A 15,167-nucleotide genomic window follows, 5' to 3' on the forward strand; every position below is an offset into this window, starting at 1 on the left:
GGGGGCAACTCTCAATAGGAAGACTCGCTCGCCAAGACTTCGGCCAGGTAGGCATCGGGCGGTGGTTGGTCCAGCCGGGCCCGCACCCAGGCGCGAATCCGGTCCCGGGCCTCCCGCGGTTCGCTCGTCTCGCTCATCGGGGCGCCGATGATCACCGACGTCGTCGGCCAATCGTGGTTCCAGGCCACCGATTCCGTCAGCCCGCCGCGCTGCCCGTCGACCAGGGGGACGGTGGCCCGGCCGCCCGCGTCCAGGGCGCCGGCGCCGCTGATGTCGCCGGAGCGGACCCGGACCGCCACATCGGTGGCCGGCTCGGGGCCGATGACGGCCGCGCGTACCACGGCGACGACGGCCGGACCGGCCGCCTCGACGATCCAGTCGACGGTGTCCTCGGCGGCGTCGAAGATGCCCGGCGGTACCGCGCCCCAGTTGATGGACGCGACGCCGCGTCCGATCGCCGCGCGCGGGCCGGCGCCCGCCTGCGAACCGGCCGCCAGCGCGTAGTCGTCACGGAACCCGGTAGGCGTGGTCAGTGCGGTCGCCGATTCCTCCACTGCGACCGACAGTTCCGCCCAGTCCTCGCCTTCCAGGCCGACCTCGTCGGCCAGCTCGGCACCGGCGCGGACCATTTCGCGCACTCGCGAATCGTCGGAGAAAGCGTGGCCTGTCAGGGCCGCGGCGTGCGGAGCGAGCAGTTGGGACACATCCGAATCCAGGGTGTCGTCGGTGAAATAGCCCTGGGCGCCGGCCGTCAGCAGCGCCACCTCGGCGTCGAGCAGGGCCCGGTCCAGGGCGGGGATGCCGTCGCGCTGGCTCGCCGGCCACCAGCGCCGCAGCCAATGCCCCAGGGCCAGGCGGTGCAGCGGGGCCAGCGATCCCGGGGCGATGTCGAGGCTGCCGGCTTCCTGAGCTTCCCCGGCGGACGACAGCAGGGCGACGTGGCCCGAGGCGCCGACCACCTGCCACAGCCAGTCGGCGCGGGCGGCGTCAATGAAGTTGATCTGCGCGGCGTCAGCCCCGGCCGGATCGTCGACGACCCACGTCAGCACCGCGCCGCTGACTTCCAGGACCGCCACCAGCGGCAGCGGCTGCTCCACGGACCCCACCAGTCTCATCCGGCCACCTGCAGTTCCAGCATGGACTTGATGCGCTGCCGATGGTCGAGGCTGACGGACCTGGCCACACCTTCCAGCAGCGATCGCACGTCGTCGACGTCCTCGCAGGGCTCCTGCCACACATCGCGTCCGTGCAGCCGCGCCCACAGCCGGCTCAGATACGGCTGCCGATACCTGGCCAGGTCGTCGACCACCTGCTGTTGCCGCGGATGGATCGGCCCGCCCTCGGCCAGATAGCGCCGCGCATGCAACACGTAAGCCTCCTTGCGCAGCCGCGCCTGGATCTGCGCGGCCAGCGCATAACGGCTGGTCACCGACCGGTCCAGGGGCGCGAGCTCGCCGGCAACCTCGATGCCCGCCACCAGCGTTGCCTGCTTGTCCTCGGCCAGCAGCCCCCACGGCGCGCAGGCCCGGTCGACCTCCTCTTCGCACAGCAACGGGACATCCGGCAACGCGTCGCGGTCCAGGGCCCGCCGTAGCGTGGAACGCACCCGGTCCACCACCGCGCGATCCAGCGGCCGGTCACTGTCGGAGCCGCCGACCACCCGCGGTTGTCGTTGCGGTGCAACGGAACTCAGGCCGAGTTCGACGATCGACCACGGCAGTTCGGCCCCGTCCACCCGGACTAGGGCGCCCAGGTTGTAGGGCGTGGCATCAGCGATCACCGAAGACCACACCCGTTGGCGAGCCGTGGCCGCGGTGTGGCTCCGGGCCGGGCCGAGCACCGTGCTGAGCGCCGCCAGGAACGGTTCCACCACCGCCGCCTCGGCCCGGACGTCGCCCCAGCTGGCCTCCAGCTGAGCCGCCAGGGCGGCGACGACGCCCGGATCGGCCACGTAGTCGTTGAGCACCTCGATCGCGGTGCGGTCCCGGCCCTGGTGCACCTCGTGCAGGACCGCGGCGGCGGCCTCGCGATCTTGTGGCGTGGGTGCGCCTTTGGTCACCGCCAGCTCGAAGCACACCGGGAAGTACAGTTCCTGGGCGTTGCCGCTGCGAATCCGCAGCCTGCGACGCTCGAGTTTGAGCACCTCGAACCAGGCTGCGGCGAAACGCAATTGAGCGCCGTTACCGACGATGAGGTCGTGCATCTCGGCGGCGGTGTCGGCACCGACGACGGGTGTGGAGAACTGCGGGTTGGCCCGCAGGCGCAGGACCAGCGGGTCGATGATGCGTTTGACGGTGCGGGTCAGCGGGCCGCCGTCATCGCTGCTGAGCACCTCGACGCCGGGACCGATTGCGCGCCAGGCCCGGTCGATCACCGCGCGGCGGGGTTGACCCGCCACCCGGCTGTCGGCGGCAGGCTGGGCCTGCGGATCGGCGCTCATGACCACAGAATAGGGGCACCGGCAAAAATTCCGGTACTCGAAAAGTTGGGTTCGGTAGCCCTCGGGTGCCTCGAAGCTGATGGCATGAACAGCAACCAGTTGTGGACAGCAGTGGCCGGTATCGTCGCCGCGGCGATCTCCGCGGTGTGGGGCGCTCGGATCGCCCGCCGGGTACGCAGCGGCTCGGACGGCCTTGCCGTCGGGGTGGGTACGGTGCGCACGGTCGTCGACGACCAACCGGAAGTCGTTGGCGGAGAGCGCCAGATCTGGATCGAGGTCTCGAGCGTGCACGGCGACACTTTCGTCGGCCGGTTGGCGGACCACGAATCCGAAGCGGACCTGTCCACCCTACGTCCCGGGCTGGTGATGCTGGTCGCTTTCGATCCCGCCGCGCGCGAACAGCTTTCGCTGCCGGATGACATGCTGGCCGTGCGGGCATCGGGTCTGGCGCTGGTCTGACGTCATCGCGCACCGTCAACGGCGAACGTGACCAGCGCGCCCCAGTGCACCGGGCTGGCGGTGACATCCCCGTCCCGCCAGCGGCGCATTTGCGCACGCTGCCAACGATTTACGGCGCACCCGGCATCGGGCTCCTGGTGCGCCGCATCGACGGCGGCTACGACATCGGCCATCGGGTCGGGATCGCCGATGGGCGTGGCGAATTGGCGATACGCCGCGGTGGTGGGCAGCGACCAGAGGGTCGCGGTCACCAACTGCGCCCCGCCCAGGATCATCGCGGCGACCAGTCCGGTCGCTTCGTCGAACTGGTAGTCGCCGCCCGAGGCGCAGGCCAACAGTGCCACCCGGGGCGGCATCGGCAGGCGCAGCGACATCAGATCCGATGCGGTCAAGGGCCGGTGATTGCCGATGGCCGCCGCGTCGCCGGGTACGGCCGCGGTACACGCCAGATGCAGCGCCGCCCCATCGGCCCGGCCCGACTCGCCATCGGCGGAGCTGGCATGTCCGACATAGACCAGCCGGCTCGGATTCTCGAGCAACAACTCCGCCAGCCACCTGCGGTCAGCGTCCTGGCGGCGGAAGAGTTCAACCGAACTTCGGGCGTGGGGTAACACCGCGCGCCGCTGCATCAGCTCGGCGAAGTGCCGCGCCAATGGTGTGTGCTCCGATGGCCTGCCGAGCACCGAGCCCAGGGCCGAGTCCGGCCGCTGCCCCGGCACGCGGGGATCCAGAATCAGGATCGGAGGGCCGTCCCGCCTGTCGTCCCAGCGCGCGGCCGTGCGCGGCGCGTGAACGATGTTCTGCGGCACCGCCAACAGCACCTCGGCCAGCTCCATCAGCCGGTAGCCGTCGGTATGTTCCGTGACATTGACCAGCTGCCAGGGGATCCGGGCCGCGACCCGGCCGCTGGCGGTGATCGCGTCCTGGCGGGCCCGCACCAGTTCCTCCTTGCTGGGTCCGGATTTCGGCAGCGCGAGCAGCCCCCAGGGCACCCGGGCCAGCCGGGCGCTGGGGGAGACGAACAGCGCCGGGCGCTTCGACTCGGCACACTCCGCCAGGAGTTGCCAGCCGGCGGCACCGATCAGCAACACCCCGAGAATGTAAGCCGCCGTCAACTCGGTATCCGGTGTTGCGAACGCCCCGCGCGACAGCGCCCTCTCGATGGCGTCGCGACGGGATTCGCCCTCGTGCGGCTCGGGTAGGGCCCCGCCCAGTTCTTCCAAGGCAGCCAACAGGATTGGCTCTTCCACCACCCAGTTGACGGTTCGCGACGGCTCGCCGACGACCCACAGGCTCGCGTAGGTGGCGATCCCCACGTCGGCATACCGCAATACCAGGGTTTGCCGGTCAGGATCGCTCACGGCCAGGTCGCCCACGCCGGCTCGGGCGCGGTGACCGCATGGCCGTACCGCTGCAGCGCCAATTCGCGATAGTGACTCATGATTGCCGTCGTCCCGGGTTGCATCTGCAATGGGGGCAACGGTCCGAGCCGGGTCAGCGAATCCCCCTGCGCCCCGGACGGACCCGCAGCCGCGATGGCCGGTGTGAGTTCGTCGCCGGCTTCGATGAACCCCGGCGCAGCGGCGATCGACTCCCACTCGCCGATCCGGCGCTCCTGGTGTTCGGCGTTGAAAGTCCCGCGCGCGCTGTGGTATTCGACCAATTCGCTGATCAGTTGGGTGTTCTCCCACTCCCAGGCGACGGCGAAGGCGCTTGCCAGCACGGGTGCCGAAATGCGTGCCGCCCAGCGTGATCGTGCATCGGCGTCTGCGATCGAATAACGCACCGAGTCGACGGCCAGTGCGGCGGGCACCTTGAGTTCGGCGGCCTGTTCCAGCTTCTTCATCGCGCGCCAATACTCGGGGGTGCCTACTTCGCCACGCAGGATTCCCAGCGACTCGGCCTGTCGTGCCTCGGTTTCCTGCAACGATTCCTCCGGGTCGCCCGATCCGTCGAATCCCATGTCCGACAACGCATCGGCCCGCCACACCGTGCCGAGGTGGTTGTCGAGCAGTGCGTACTGCAGCCAGCTGCTGCGCGGGGAGGAGTCGAGCAGCTCGCGGGCCTGGGCGATCAGCTCGACAGCCTCGGCGAACCGTCCCCAGAAAATCGCAATCCAGCTGCGCTGCAGCAGGATGCGGTGTAGGTACAGGGGCTTGCCCAGTTCACGCCAATGCTGTTCGGCCTGTTCCCAGCACCGGTCGGCTTCTTCGAGGGCGCCGCTGCCGAGACGGGTGAGGCCGAGGTAGAGCCAGCAGCGGGACACGTCGTGTGCCCGTGCGTATCCGCTGATCACCTGATAAGCCTCCGAGGCCAATTGCTCGGTCATGACGTGGTCGCCGACCGACCAGCAGGCCGCCGCCCGCTCCAATTTCGTTCGTGCGTCGGCCAGTTGCCATCCTCTGGCCTCGGCACGCGCTCCCGCGCGACGCAACCAGGGCTCGGCTTCCGGTAGACGCCCGGTCTCGATGCAGAATCGTCCGTACCCGGTGGCCGCCAGAACCCATATGTACTCGGCATATTCGGTGCCGGCGGTGGACCGGTCCAGGACTTCGAGCACCTGTTCCCACATCGGAGCGGACTGCAGGTGCAGGTCATCGTCACACAATGCCGTCGCGCACAGGACCCGGGCGTGGGTGATCAGGTTCGCGTGTTCGTCGGCCAGATCGGCCAGATCGGGGCCGGGTTCGCTCAGCAGATCCAGGGCAGCCAGGCCCTGCTCATGGTCGCCCTCGGCCGCGGCCAACCCGGTCTGCAGGAACTGCGCCCGTCGCGAGTAGCGGCAAATCATCCGGTCGATCTCGGATTGCGACATGCGCACCTTCTCGGCCGCCTCCGGCAGCGCGCCGGCCCGAATGCCCCGATAGATCGCCAGGGGCTCCCGGATGCGCTGAATGCATTCGCGCACACCGTCATTGGCTCCCCGTACCAGGTACACGGCGCCGAGCTGAGCAAAGACCTCCAGCAGCAGATCGTCGCGATCCTCCTGCTCGATCCGCGGCATCAGCGACAGCAGCAGCTCCCGGGCCGCGGCCTCGTCGGCCGCAAACGCCAGGCTGTGGGCCTGCTCGAGCGCACGCTCGATGTCGTCGGAGATCGACACGGCTGCATCATAAGTCCTGCGTCCAGTCCGGAACGGCGGACGTGCAGTGCACGTCCGCCGCTCCGAACCGTCCCTCGTCAGCCGCACGAGACCTTGATGTTGAAGTCCTTGGTGATCATTCCGGCCATCGGGTTCTTCAGGTCAGCGCCCTGAGCCTGACCGGTGATCGTGTAGGTCTTGCCGTCCACCGACACCTTGGCCGAGCCGACCTTGGAACCCATGTTGTCGGCGACCGACAGGGCGTTGCCGTCGACGACCATGGCCAGCGACTCGACAGTGGGCGGGTTGCCGTCGGCCATCACCACCGCCAGCGCCTGCTGGCCGCCGGTCGAACCGCTGCCGATGTTGATCTTGCCGCCCTGCTTGACGCAGGTCACCGAGGAGGGGTTCAGGCCCGGCAGGTCCGAGCCGCCGACCTTGACCTCGGTTCCCGCGCCGCCGTTGGTGGCCACGCTCGCCGGGCCGTTCGACGCCGGGGTGGCACTGTGGCCGCCGCTGGAACATCCGACCAGCGCCGACGCGCAGCCAAGGGTTCCGATCGCCACCGCGATAACACGCTTCACTGGACTTCCTTCCGTCATGCGCCGCCCCGATGGCGTCGTCATGGGAGTAGTACAGATCGCCGCTGCCGCTACCGATCCCAATTATGGTTGCGGCGTGGCAAGCGTGAAGTGGCTGGAAAAGCCGGAGAGTCACGACTTTCCGGCCGCCGCCGACTATCTGGCACTGGTGGCCGACGCGCACACCGTCAACGAGTTGACCGCACAACTCCGGGCCGGTGACGTTGTGCACAAGAAAGCCAAGGACATACTCCGGGCCGCCCAGTTGAGGTTGCTCGACGCGGACAACCCCCATGTCGCCGCGGACCTGGCCAAGATCAAGAAGGGGCAACCGCTGTCGCCCATTCTGCTGATCCGCGGGAACTATGCGACCGGTGTCCCGTTGCAGATCGCGGACGGCTACCACCGGGTGTGCGCGAGCTATCACACCGACGAGAACACCGACATCCCGGTGGTTCTGGTGTAGCGCAGGAACTATTCCTCGACGGCGACGCCGCCCCGGGTGCGCCGGCGGCGGTGCGAGGTCTTGCCGGTGGGGCGGCGGTTACGTAACCGCGCGGACGACTCGACCGTCTTCTCAGACGCCGGAGCCGGCGCTTCGACGGTCTCCGCGGCCGCCTCATCCGGCGCCGATTCCTCGCTCAGTACCGGGGCGGGCGCTTCGACGGTTTCGGCGGCAGCCTCGTCTTCGGTTTCGGCGGTGACGGTCTCCGTGTCCTCTTCCTGGTCCGAGGTCTCTTCGGTGTCCTCGGCGTCCCCGGTGTCCCCGGTGTCGTCGTCTTCGGCGTCCTCGTCTTCGGCGTCCTCGTCCTCGTCTTCGTCGTCCTCGGCCACCGCCACGCCGGCCTTCCCGCGCTTCTTCCCGCGGATCCGGCGTTCCTTGACCTTCTTCGGCTTGATCGGTTTCGGCGGCGGGGGCGGCAGCTCAGCGACGAACGACAGATAAAACGCGAAGAACCCGAGCACCCCGATCGCCGCGGCGGCACCGTAGATCGCGAACAACCACTGGCCGGCGGTATCGAGGCTGAACCAGTGCTCACTGATCGCGGTGCCGATGATCAGCACCCCGGCCAGCACATGCGCGACGATCGAGCAGGTTCTGATGGTCAGCGCCAGCTGAGGCACGGCCAATTCCGGCTTGCGGGTGCGCAACAGCGTGAACACCACCGGCAAAGCGGCCAGGCCGAGCAGCGCACCGGTCACGATGCGCAGCGTCATCCCCGCGCCACTGCTGATGTCGCCCATCAGCTCGAGCCACCGCGGCAGGACGAAATAGAAGTAGAGGACGCCGGCGCCGATCGTGAACAATGCGTGCCACAGGATGGCGACCTTGCGCCCCATACCACTCCCTCAAGCTGGTGAACCCAAGCCGCCGAAAATTGACCGGGCCCGACAGCCGGTTCCGGTATCGGTCCTGGTCAAACGGCAGACCGTACAGCGGAGGATGCGGGATTTGAACCCGCGAGGGCTGTTAACCCAACCCGCGTTCCAGGCGAGCGCCATAGGCCACTAGGCGAATCCTCCGTGGTCATGGTAGCTGCTGATGCGAGCCGGGTGTTCTCGCGGCCGCCGCCGCGCCGAGAAAGCCAGGTACTACACTCGCCGTTGGACCCCGCGCGGCGTCTATCCTGTGAACTCCCCCAGGGCCGGAAGGCAGCAAGGGTCAATGGGCTCTGTCGGGTGCGCGGGGTCCCCTTATGCCCACGCTTGACATGCGGTTTCGATGGGAAGGGTCCCTGGTGTCGTTCGAGTCCCTCAGCCCTGAAGAGCTCTCGGCTCTGCACGCGCGCCACCAGCAGGAGTACGCGGACCTGCAGGCCAAGAAATTGTCTTTGGACCTGACGCGCGGAAAGCCCTCACCGGAGCAGCTCGACCTGTCCAACCGGTTGTTGACGCTGCCCGGGGACGACTTCCGCGATGCGGAGGGAACCGACACCCGTAACTACGGCGGCCTGCACGGGCTGCCCGGGCTGCGCGAGATCTTCGCCGAACTGCTCGGCCTGCCCGTGCAGAACCTGATTGCGGGCAACAACGCCAGCCTGGAATTCATGCACGACGCCGTCGTCTTCTCCATGCTGCATGGCGGTGTGGACTCGCCGCGGCCCTGGAAGGACGAGCCGGCCGTCAAATTCCTGTGCCCGGTTCCCGGTTACGACCGCCATTTCTCCATCACCGAGACGATGGGGATCGAGATGATTCCCGTTCCGATGGTCGAGGACGGCCCGGACGTCGACCTGATCGAAGAACTGGTCGCGGCCGACCCCGCGATCAAGGGAATGTGGACGGTTCCGGTGTTCGGCAACCCCACCGGCATCACCTATTCGTGGGAGACCGTGCGACGGCTGGTGCAGATGCGCACGGCGGCGCCGGACTTCCGGCTGTTCTGGGACAACGCCTACGCGGTGCACACCCTGACGCACGACTTCGTCCGCCAGGTGGACGTGCTGGGCCTGGCCACTAAGGCCGGCAACCCCAACCGGCCGTACATCTTCGCCTCCACCTCGAAGATCACCTTCGCCGGTGCCGGGGTGGCCTTCTTCGGCGGCTCGCTGGGCAATATCGCTTGGTACCTGCAGTACGCCGCGAAAAGGTCGATCGGTCCGGACAAGGTCAACCAGCTGCGGCATCTGCGCTTCTTCGGCGATGCCGACGGGGTGCGGCTGCATATGCAGCGCCACCAGCAGATCCTGGCGCCGAAGTTCGCTCTGGTGGCCGAGATCCTGTCTGAGCGCCTCGGTGACTCCAAGATCGCCTCCTGGACCGACCCCAAAGGCGGCTACTTCGTCAGTCTCGACGTCCTGCCCGGCACGGCGCGCCGCACCGTCGCGCTGGCCAAGGACGCCGGCATCGCGGTCACCGAAGCGGGCGCGTCCTTTCCGTATCGCAAGGATCCGGAGGACAAGAACATCCGGATCGCGCCGTCGTTCCCGTCGCTGACGGACCTCCGCGACGCGGTCGACGGGCTGTCGACCTGTGCCCTGCTGGCGGCGACGGAGTCGCTGCTCTAGTTGTTGGCTCTGCGCCCACGGCGCGCATCGTCACCGGGCGGGGCTTGAGTGTGCATCCTCCGCATCGCGTGTGCGTCCACTGTGGCGACACGCCGACGGGTATCGCGGTACGCGCACACTCATCGCGGGAGTGCACAGGAGAGCGCCCTCCGGGGCGCGCATCGTCACCGGCGCGCCTCAATGGCCCGCCTCCTCCTCACGCCCTCCGGGGCGCGCATCGTCACCGGGCGTCGGTAGCCTGCTCACGTGGCTCTCTACCGCAAGTACCGACCGGCAACCTTCGCCGAGGTGGTGGGGCAGGAGCACGTCACCGAGCCGTTGTCCGTCGCCCTGCAGGCGGGCCGGATCAACCACGCTTACCTGTTCTCCGGCCCGCGCGGCTGCGGGAAGACATCCTCGGCGCGCATCCTGGCGCGATCGCTGAACTGTGAGCAGGGCCCGACGCCGACTCCGTGTGGCGTCTGCGACTCCTGCCAGGCGCTGGCGCCCAACGCACCCGGCAGCATCGACGTTGTCGAACTCGACGCGGCCAGCCACGGCGGCGTCGACGACACCCGCGAACTGCGCGACCGCGCCTTCTACGCCCCGGCCCAGTCTCGGTACCGGGTCTTCATCGTCGACGAAGCGCACATGGTCACCACCGCCGGTTTCAACGCGCTGCTCAAGATCGTCGAGGAGCCGCCCGAACACCTCATCTTCATCTTCGCCACCACCGAACCGGAGAAGGTGCTGCCGACCATCCGGTCGCGCACCCACCACTACCCCTTCCGGCTGCTGCCGCCGCGCACGATGCGGGCGCTGATCGGCCGCATCTGCGAGCAGGAAGGCGTAATCGTCGACGAGGCGGTGTATCCGCTCGTCATCCGGGCCGGTGGCGGGTCACCCCGGGACACCCTGTCGGTACTCGATCAGCTGGTGGCCGGATCCGACGGCGGCCGGGTGCACTACCAGCGGGCCCTGGGCCTGCTCGGCGCCACCGACGTGGCGTTGATCGACGATGCCGTCGACGCCCTGGGCGCGGGCGACGCCGCGGCGTTGTTCGGGGCCGTCGAGTCGGTGATCGATGCGGGCCACGATCCGCGGCGTTTCGCCACCGATCTGCTGGAGCGCTTCCGCGACCTCATCGTGCTTCAGGCGGTGCCCGACGCGGTAGCCCGCGGTGTGGTCGATGCGCCCGAGGACATTCTGGATCGGATGCGCGAGCAGGCGGCCCGCATCGGCCCGGCCACCCTGACCCGGTACGCCGAGGTGGTCCAGGCGGGCCTGGGTGAGATGCGCGGCGCGACGGCGCCGCGGCTGCTGCTGGAAGTGGTGTGCGCGCGGCTGCTGCTGCCCTCGGCCAGCGACGCCGAGTCGGCGTTGCTGCAACGTGTCGAACGCATCGAGACACGGCTGGCCATGTCTATCCCGGCCACCGATGCCGAACCAGCCGCCGCCGCTGCGCCCCCGGCCCGTCCCGCGCCGGTGCGCCGCTCGGTCCAGCGGCCAACCGCGCCGCCCCCCGAACCCGCCCCGGCGCCGGAGCCCAAGCCGGAACCGCCGCCACCCACACCCACACCACCACCGGCGCCCGCGCCGGCCGCCTCAGCCCCGGCCCCCGGCGAACTGAACGCGGCGGCGGTACGCAGTATGTGGCCGACGGTGCGCGACAAGGTCCGCGAGCGCAGCCGCACCACCGCCGTCATGCTATCTGGCGCAACGGTTCTCGCCGTCGAGGACAACACGCTCGTGCTCACCCACGAGGCGGCGCCGCTGGCCAGGAGGCTCTCCGAACAACGCAACGCCGACGTCATCGTCGAGGCACTCAAAGACGCCCTCGGGGTGAACTGGCGGGTGCGCTGCGAAACCGGTCCGCCCGCCGCGGCCGATATCAGCGCGGCGCCGGCCAAGGTCGAGGAGCCCGCGCCCGAGCCGGATTTCGCTGCGCGCGATGACCGCGATGACGAGGAAAGCATGCTCGCCGAAGCCGGCCGCAGCGACCCGTCCCAGCCGCGCCGCGACCCCGAGGAGGTCGCCCTTGAGTTGCTGCAGAGCGAGTTGGGCGCCCGCCGCATCGAGGGCTGACGGCGTCACCCGACCCGAGGCCGAAAGACCCTTTTCCGGTGCCGTCGAGGTAGCGCAATATTTCCGACAGTCGACCTGAACGAGAGCGGTCCATGGAGTCACAACGATGACCGAATCCGCGCACCGCCCGAAGAACGGTCTCGGGACGGCTGCGTTGGTGATCGCGGTCATCGCCTGGGCGGTGGACTTAACGGCGTTTCTGTTGGGAAAGCCCTGGCCGATTTTCGGTGGGGCGATCGCGGGCGCCGTGGCGGTGGTGGTCGGGGGTGCTGCCCTGAGCCGTGGCCGGCGCGGCGAGGCCAGCGGTAGCCGCTTCGCGATCGCTGGGATCGTGCTGGGTTGCGCTGCGCTCATGGCTGGGATCGCGCTGGGGGTCCTTGCGCTGATCGGTTTCGCGCTTTTCACGTGGCTGTACGCCTTGATGGAGGGCAATTGATGCAGTCCCGCAGCGCCGCCCTACGTATGGTGGTCCACGACAACGGCTACTCAGCAGAGGAGTGACACCTGATGGGACAGGTGAAAGCAACCAGCACCGTCTTGATCCAGGCGGAGCCCGCGAAGGTGCTCGACGCGGTTGCCGACTATAAAACTGTCCGCCCGAAGATCCTCTCGCCGCAGTACAGCGATTACGAGGTGCTCGAGGGCGGCCAGGGGAAAAGCACGGTCGCCAAGTGGCGGCTGCAGGCGACCAAGTCCCGGGTGCGCGACGTGCAGGTGAACGTCGACGTCGCGGGTCACACCGTCATCGAAAAGGACACCAATTCGTCCATGGTCATCAACTGGACGGTGGCGCCGGCCGGGCCAGGTTCCAGCGTCACCGTGACGACCACCTGGACGGGTGCCGGCGGTGTCAAAGGTTTCTTCGAGAAGACGTTCGCACCGCTTGGGCTGAAGAAGATCCAGGGCGAGGTGCTGGACAACCTGAAGAAGGAACTCGAGAGCTAGCGAGCCTGCCCCTGGGTTGCCAGGAATCCCGCGACGCCGCGCACCAGCGCGTCGGCGTACTTCTGCCGGCCCTCCGCGGACTCCATCAGCGCCGAGTCCGCGGGATTCTTCATGTTGCCCAGCTCCACCAGGACCGACGGGTACTGGGCCAGGTTGAGTCCGGCCAGATCCGCTCGCCCGTACAGGCCGCCCTGGCCGATGTAGTTGGCCGGCGGAATGCCCGACGCCTGCAGCTGGTCCCGCATGACGCGGGCGAACTGCACCGACGGCCCCGCCTGCGCGGCGTTCAGCGGCGGGGCCGAGTAGTTGACGTGGAAACCGCGGCCGGACGCCGGGCCGCCGTCGCCGTGCAGGCTGACGATCGCATTGGGGTGCAGCGCGTTGGCCATGTTGGCGCGTTCGTCGACGCACGGGCCCAGCGCGTTGTCGTTGCCGCGTGACATCGCGGTGCGCACCCCCAGCGCGTTGAGCGCGGCGCGCAGGCGCAGCGCGGTGTCCCAGGTGAAGGTGTGCTCGGGATATCCGCTGTTGGTCGACGTTCCGCTGGCCTGGCAGTCCTTGGTGCCGCCCCGGCCCGTGGGTACCTGACGTCCGATGGACGCGTCGTTTGCGCCGTTGTGGCCGGGATCGATGAACACCACCATGCCGGCCAGGCTGCCTGGCGCCGCGGCGGCTTTGGGCATGAGCGGCATGACGGCGGCGACGAGCACCCCGACGAACATGGCCAAACCGACACGCAGGCTTACAGGTACGTCCACTGCGCCAAGGTAACGCGGCGCGGACTACGCTGAATGTTTCAAATCGCCCGACAACCGCAGGCGAAACCAACTCGAGACCAAGATGCGAGGGGACTGTCATGCAACCCGGAGGCGATATGTCGCAGCTGCTGGCGCAGGCGCAGCAGATGCAGCAGAAACTATTGGAAGCCCAACAGCAGCTGGCGAACTCCGAGGTGCACGGTCAGGCCGGTGGGGGTCTGGTCAAGGTCGTCGTGAAAGGCAGCGGTGAGGTGGTCGGCGTGACGATCGACCCGAAGGTCGTCAACCCCGACGACATCGAGACTCTGCAGGACCTGATCGTCGGCGCGATGGGCGACGCGTCCCGGCAGGTCACCACGATGGCGCAGGAGCGCCTGGGTGCCCTGGCCGGTGGCATGCGGCCGCCCGCCCCTCCGGGACCGCCGCCCGGTGTGCCGGGGGTCTGAACTGCGGAATGTTTGAGGGACCGGTTCAGGATCTGATCGACGAGCTCGGCAAGCTGCCGGGCATCGGACCCAAGAGCGCGCAACGCATCGCTTTCCATCTGTTGTCGGTGGAGCCGCCGGACATCGATCGGTTGACCGCGGTGCTGGGCAAGGTCCGCGACGGCGTCCGGTTCTGCGCCGTCTGCGGCAATGTGTCCGACGACGAGCGGTGCCGGATCTGTGCCGATCCACGCCGCGACGGCTCGCTGGTGTGCGTGGTCGAGGAGCCGAAAGACATTCAGGCCGTCGAGCGCACCCGCGAGTTCCGCGGTCGGTATCACGTTCTGGGCGGTGCGCTGGATCCGTTGTCGGGAATCGGGCCCGAGCAGTTGCGAATCCGTGAGTTGCTCACCCGCATCGGTCAGCGCGTCGACGACGTCGACATCGCCGAGGTGATCATCGCCACCGACCCCAACACCGAGGGCGAGGCGACCGCCACCTACCTGGTGCGGATGCTGCGCGACATCCCCGGTTTGACCGTGACGCGCATCGCGTCCGGGTTGCCGATGGGCGGTGACTTGGAGTTCGCCGACGAGCTGACGCTGGGTCGCGCACTCACCGGTCGCCGCGCCATGGTCTGAGCCGGGTCACCTGGTCACTACGGCGAAGTTGCCGCTGGTGGCCCATGCCGCCTCGAAGGTGGCGAGCGAAATCTGTTCGTCGCGCCCGGCCTTGATCCCGCTGTCGTTGACGTGCACCACCCCGGTTCGGGTGTCTATCCCGGTGACGACCACGAAGTGGTTCTCCCGGCTGCGGTCGCCGCCCTCGTCCCACAGGATTCTGTTGTTGACCCCGGCGATCACCTTGCGGCCCTGGTCCAGGGCACGTTCCAGGGCGGCCGTGTCGCTTCTGGTCTCGTCGGACGGGATGCCGTAATGCGCCAGCAGGACCGGGAGGTCCCGGTTGCTGGTCCTGTTCCCCGGTGTGTAGATCGGTCCGGCATGGGCTGTGCTGGGGATGTTCCCGGCCGCGTTGTCGATCTCCTCCTCGGAGATCTGGTTGCCGGTGATCTGACCGATGACGTCGGCCACGGCCATCTCCCCGCAGTCGCGGTCCTGCTTCTGGTAGCGCCAGTAGGGTGCGGCGGCGCCCGGGTCACCGTGCATCCCGCCGGTGCTCGGATCGGCCCGGGCCGTGCCGGGGAATCCGAGCAGCGAGCAGGCCACGGCCGCGAGAGCGACCGCTGCGGCAGCGCTCGTCTTGAAACCAGGGGCCATGGCGATCCGTTTCTTCAGCCCCCGGGTGAATTCTAAATCCGTCGCGCCCTTCTGATAACGCTTCGGGCACGACGGACGACATGCATTACTGAGCCGCCGCGTCGAACCCCGTCGGCGGCAGAAGGGAT

The 15,167-nt window shown here is 68.6% G+C and carries 16 protein-coding genes, 1 tRNA gene and 1 other RNA gene; 9 read left to right on the top strand and 9 right to left on the bottom strand.

Annotation, left to right across the window (positions count from 1 at the left end; all coding sequences use genetic code 11):
• Nucleotides 1–11: 11 nt before the first annotated feature.
• Complete coding sequence (locus ACNQS7_RS21700) at nt 12–1,115, bottom strand: hypothetical protein (protein ID WP_418014156.1); 1,104 nt, start codon at nt 1,113–1,115, stop codon at nt 12–14.
• Nucleotides 1,112–2,440 (bottom strand): hypothetical protein, encoded by a 1,329-nt coding sequence (locus tag ACNQS7_RS21705; RefSeq protein ID WP_418014157.1) that lies wholly within the window; start codon nt 2,438–2,440, stop codon nt 1,112–1,114. Before ACNQS7_RS21705 ends, ACNQS7_RS21700 begins: the two co-directional genes overlap by 4 nt.
• Nucleotides 2,441–2,524: 84 nt before the next feature.
• Here ACNQS7_RS21705 and ACNQS7_RS21710 point away from each other — a divergent pair, with 84 nt between their 5' ends.
• Nucleotides 2,525–2,899, top strand: coding sequence for a hypothetical protein (locus tag ACNQS7_RS21710; protein WP_418014158.1), 375 nt, complete (start codon nt 2,525–2,527; stop codon nt 2,897–2,899).
• Nucleotides 2,900–2,901: 2 nt separating this feature from the next.
• On the opposite strand, the gene ACNQS7_RS21715 is transcribed toward ACNQS7_RS21710, so the two are convergent.
• The 3 genes from ACNQS7_RS21715 to ACNQS7_RS21725 form a co-directional block, all read right to left on the bottom strand.
• The gene (locus tag ACNQS7_RS21715) at nt 2,902–4,260 is read right to left on the bottom strand and encodes a CHAT domain-containing protein (protein ID WP_418014159.1); all 1,359 of its coding nucleotides are present in this window, start codon (nt 4,258–4,260) and stop codon (nt 2,902–2,904) included.
• Nucleotides 4,257–6,002: a hypothetical protein gene (locus ACNQS7_RS21720; RefSeq protein ID WP_418014160.1), complete on the bottom strand. Its 1,746-nt coding sequence runs from the start codon at nt 6,000–6,002 to the stop codon at nt 4,257–4,259. The genes ACNQS7_RS21715 and ACNQS7_RS21720 overlap by 4 nt, the downstream gene beginning before the upstream one ends.
• Nucleotides 6,003–6,079: 77 nt before the next feature.
• The gene (locus ACNQS7_RS21725) at nt 6,080–6,583 is read right to left on the bottom strand and encodes a lipoprotein LpqH (protein ID WP_418016087.1); all 504 of its coding nucleotides are present in this window, start codon (nt 6,581–6,583) and stop codon (nt 6,080–6,082) included.
• A 76-nt stretch (nt 6,584–6,659) separates the two neighbouring features.
• Here ACNQS7_RS21725 and ACNQS7_RS21730 point away from each other — a divergent pair, with 76 nt between their 5' ends.
• Nucleotides 6,660–7,028 (top strand): hypothetical protein, encoded by a 369-nt coding sequence (locus ACNQS7_RS21730; protein ID WP_418014161.1) that lies wholly within the window; start codon nt 6,660–6,662, stop codon nt 7,026–7,028.
• Between the two features lie 8 nt (nt 7,029–7,036).
• Here the strand turns inward: ACNQS7_RS21730 and ACNQS7_RS21735 are convergent, their stop codons facing one another.
• Together ACNQS7_RS21735 and ACNQS7_RS21740 are read right to left on the bottom strand one after the other, a co-directional pair.
• Nucleotides 7,037–7,903 (bottom strand): hypothetical protein, encoded by an 867-nt coding sequence (locus ACNQS7_RS21735; RefSeq protein WP_418014162.1) that lies wholly within the window; start codon nt 7,901–7,903, stop codon nt 7,037–7,039.
• 97 nt (nt 7,904–8,000) lie between these two features.
• Nucleotides 8,001–8,086: transfer RNA gene (locus ACNQS7_RS21740), tRNA-Ser, on the bottom strand.
• A 79-nt stretch (nt 8,087–8,165) separates the two neighbouring features.
• Between ACNQS7_RS21740 and ffs the strand changes: the two genes are divergently transcribed.
• From ffs to ACNQS7_RS21765, 5 genes are all read left to right on the top strand, one after another.
• An RNA gene (gene ffs, locus ACNQS7_RS21745) (signal recognition particle sRNA small type) lies at nt 8,166–8,262 on the top strand.
• Nucleotides 8,263–8,301: 39 nt separating this feature from the next.
• Nucleotides 8,302–9,570 (top strand): aminotransferase class I/II-fold pyridoxal phosphate-dependent enzyme, encoded by a 1,269-nt coding sequence (locus ACNQS7_RS21750; RefSeq protein WP_418014163.1) that lies wholly within the window; start codon nt 8,302–8,304, stop codon nt 9,568–9,570.
• Between the two features lie 246 nt (nt 9,571–9,816).
• Nucleotides 9,817–11,634: a DNA polymerase III subunits gamma/tau gene (locus tag ACNQS7_RS21755; protein WP_418014164.1), complete on the top strand. Its 1,818-nt coding sequence runs from the start codon at nt 9,817–9,819 to the stop codon at nt 11,632–11,634.
• A gap of 106 nt (nt 11,635–11,740) precedes the next feature.
• Nucleotides 11,741–12,070 carry a hypothetical protein gene (locus ACNQS7_RS21760; protein WP_418014165.1) on the top strand — a complete coding sequence of 110 codons (330 nt, stop codon included), beginning with the start codon at nt 11,741–11,743 and terminating at the stop codon, nt 12,068–12,070.
• A 71-nt stretch (nt 12,071–12,141) separates the two neighbouring features.
• Nucleotides 12,142–12,579 carry an SRPBCC family protein gene (locus ACNQS7_RS21765; RefSeq protein ID WP_418014166.1) on the top strand — a complete coding sequence of 146 codons (438 nt, stop codon included), beginning with the start codon at nt 12,142–12,144 and terminating at the stop codon, nt 12,577–12,579.
• Here the strand turns inward: ACNQS7_RS21765 and ACNQS7_RS21770 are convergent.
• Nucleotides 12,576–13,301 carry an Rv3717 family N-acetylmuramoyl-L-alanine amidase gene (locus tag ACNQS7_RS21770; RefSeq protein WP_418016088.1) on the bottom strand — a complete coding sequence of 242 codons (726 nt, stop codon included), beginning with the start codon at nt 13,299–13,301 and terminating at the stop codon, nt 12,576–12,578. The genes ACNQS7_RS21765 and ACNQS7_RS21770 overlap by 4 nt on opposite strands.
• A 134-nt stretch (nt 13,302–13,435) precedes the next feature.
• Here ACNQS7_RS21770 and ACNQS7_RS21775 point away from each other — a divergent pair, with 134 nt between their 5' ends.
• Together ACNQS7_RS21775 and recR are read left to right on the top strand one after the other, a co-directional pair.
• On the top strand, nt 13,436–13,783 hold the full coding sequence (locus ACNQS7_RS21775) for a YbaB/EbfC family nucleoid-associated protein (protein ID WP_082658828.1): 348 nt from the start codon (nt 13,436–13,438) through the stop codon (nt 13,781–13,783).
• A gap of 8 nt (nt 13,784–13,791) precedes the next feature.
• Complete coding sequence (recR, locus tag ACNQS7_RS21780) at nt 13,792–14,403, top strand: recombination mediator RecR (protein WP_055580278.1); 612 nt, start codon at nt 13,792–13,794, stop codon at nt 14,401–14,403.
• A gap of 6 nt (nt 14,404–14,409) precedes the next feature.
• Here the strand turns inward: recR and ACNQS7_RS21785 are convergent, their stop codons facing one another.
• Nucleotides 14,410–15,039 (bottom strand): C39 family peptidase, encoded by a 630-nt coding sequence (locus ACNQS7_RS21785; RefSeq protein WP_418014167.1) that lies wholly within the window; start codon nt 15,037–15,039, stop codon nt 14,410–14,412.
• Between the last annotated feature and the right edge of the window lie 128 nt (nt 15,040–15,167).

The sequence above is a fragment of the Mycobacterium sp. 23 genome (genome assembly GCF_048287075.1).
Classification (GTDB): domain Bacteria; phylum Actinomycetota; class Actinomycetes; order Mycobacteriales; family Mycobacteriaceae; genus Mycobacterium; species Mycobacterium gordonae_B.

Coding starts and splice junctions, on each gene's coding strand:
- ACNQS7_RS21735 (WP_418014162.1), bottom strand. CDS start 7,903: ATGGGGCGCAAGGTCGCCATCCTGTGGCACGCATTGTTCACGATCGGC.
- ACNQS7_RS21760 (WP_418014165.1), top strand. CDS start 11,741: ATGACCGAATCCGCGCACCGCCCGAAGAACGGTCTCGGGACGGCTGCG.
- ACNQS7_RS21785 (WP_418014167.1), bottom strand. CDS start 15,039: ATGGCCCCTGGTTTCAAGACGAGCGCTGCCGCAGCGGTCGCTCTCGCG.
- ACNQS7_RS21705 (WP_418014157.1), bottom strand. CDS start 2,440: ATGAGCGCCGATCCGCAGGCCCAGCCTGCCGCCGACAGCCGGGTGGCG.
- ACNQS7_RS21765 (WP_418014166.1), top strand. CDS start 12,142: ATGGGACAGGTGAAAGCAACCAGCACCGTCTTGATCCAGGCGGAGCCC.
- ACNQS7_RS21700 (WP_418014156.1), bottom strand. CDS start 1,115: ATGAGACTGGTGGGGTCCGTGGAGCAGCCGCTGCCGCTGGTGGCGGTC.
- ACNQS7_RS21710 (WP_418014158.1), top strand. CDS start 2,525: ATGAACAGCAACCAGTTGTGGACAGCAGTGGCCGGTATCGTCGCCGCG.
- ACNQS7_RS21770 (WP_418016088.1), bottom strand. CDS start 13,301: ATGTTCGTCGGGGTGCTCGTCGCCGCCGTCATGCCGCTCATGCCCAAA.
- ACNQS7_RS21725 (WP_418016087.1), bottom strand. CDS start 6,583: ATGACGGAAGGAAGTCCAGTGAAGCGTGTTATCGCGGTGGCGATCGGA.
- ACNQS7_RS21775 (WP_082658828.1), top strand. CDS start 13,436: ATGCAACCCGGAGGCGATATGTCGCAGCTGCTGGCGCAGGCGCAGCAG.
- recR (WP_055580278.1), top strand. CDS start 13,792: ATGTTTGAGGGACCGGTTCAGGATCTGATCGACGAGCTCGGCAAGCTG.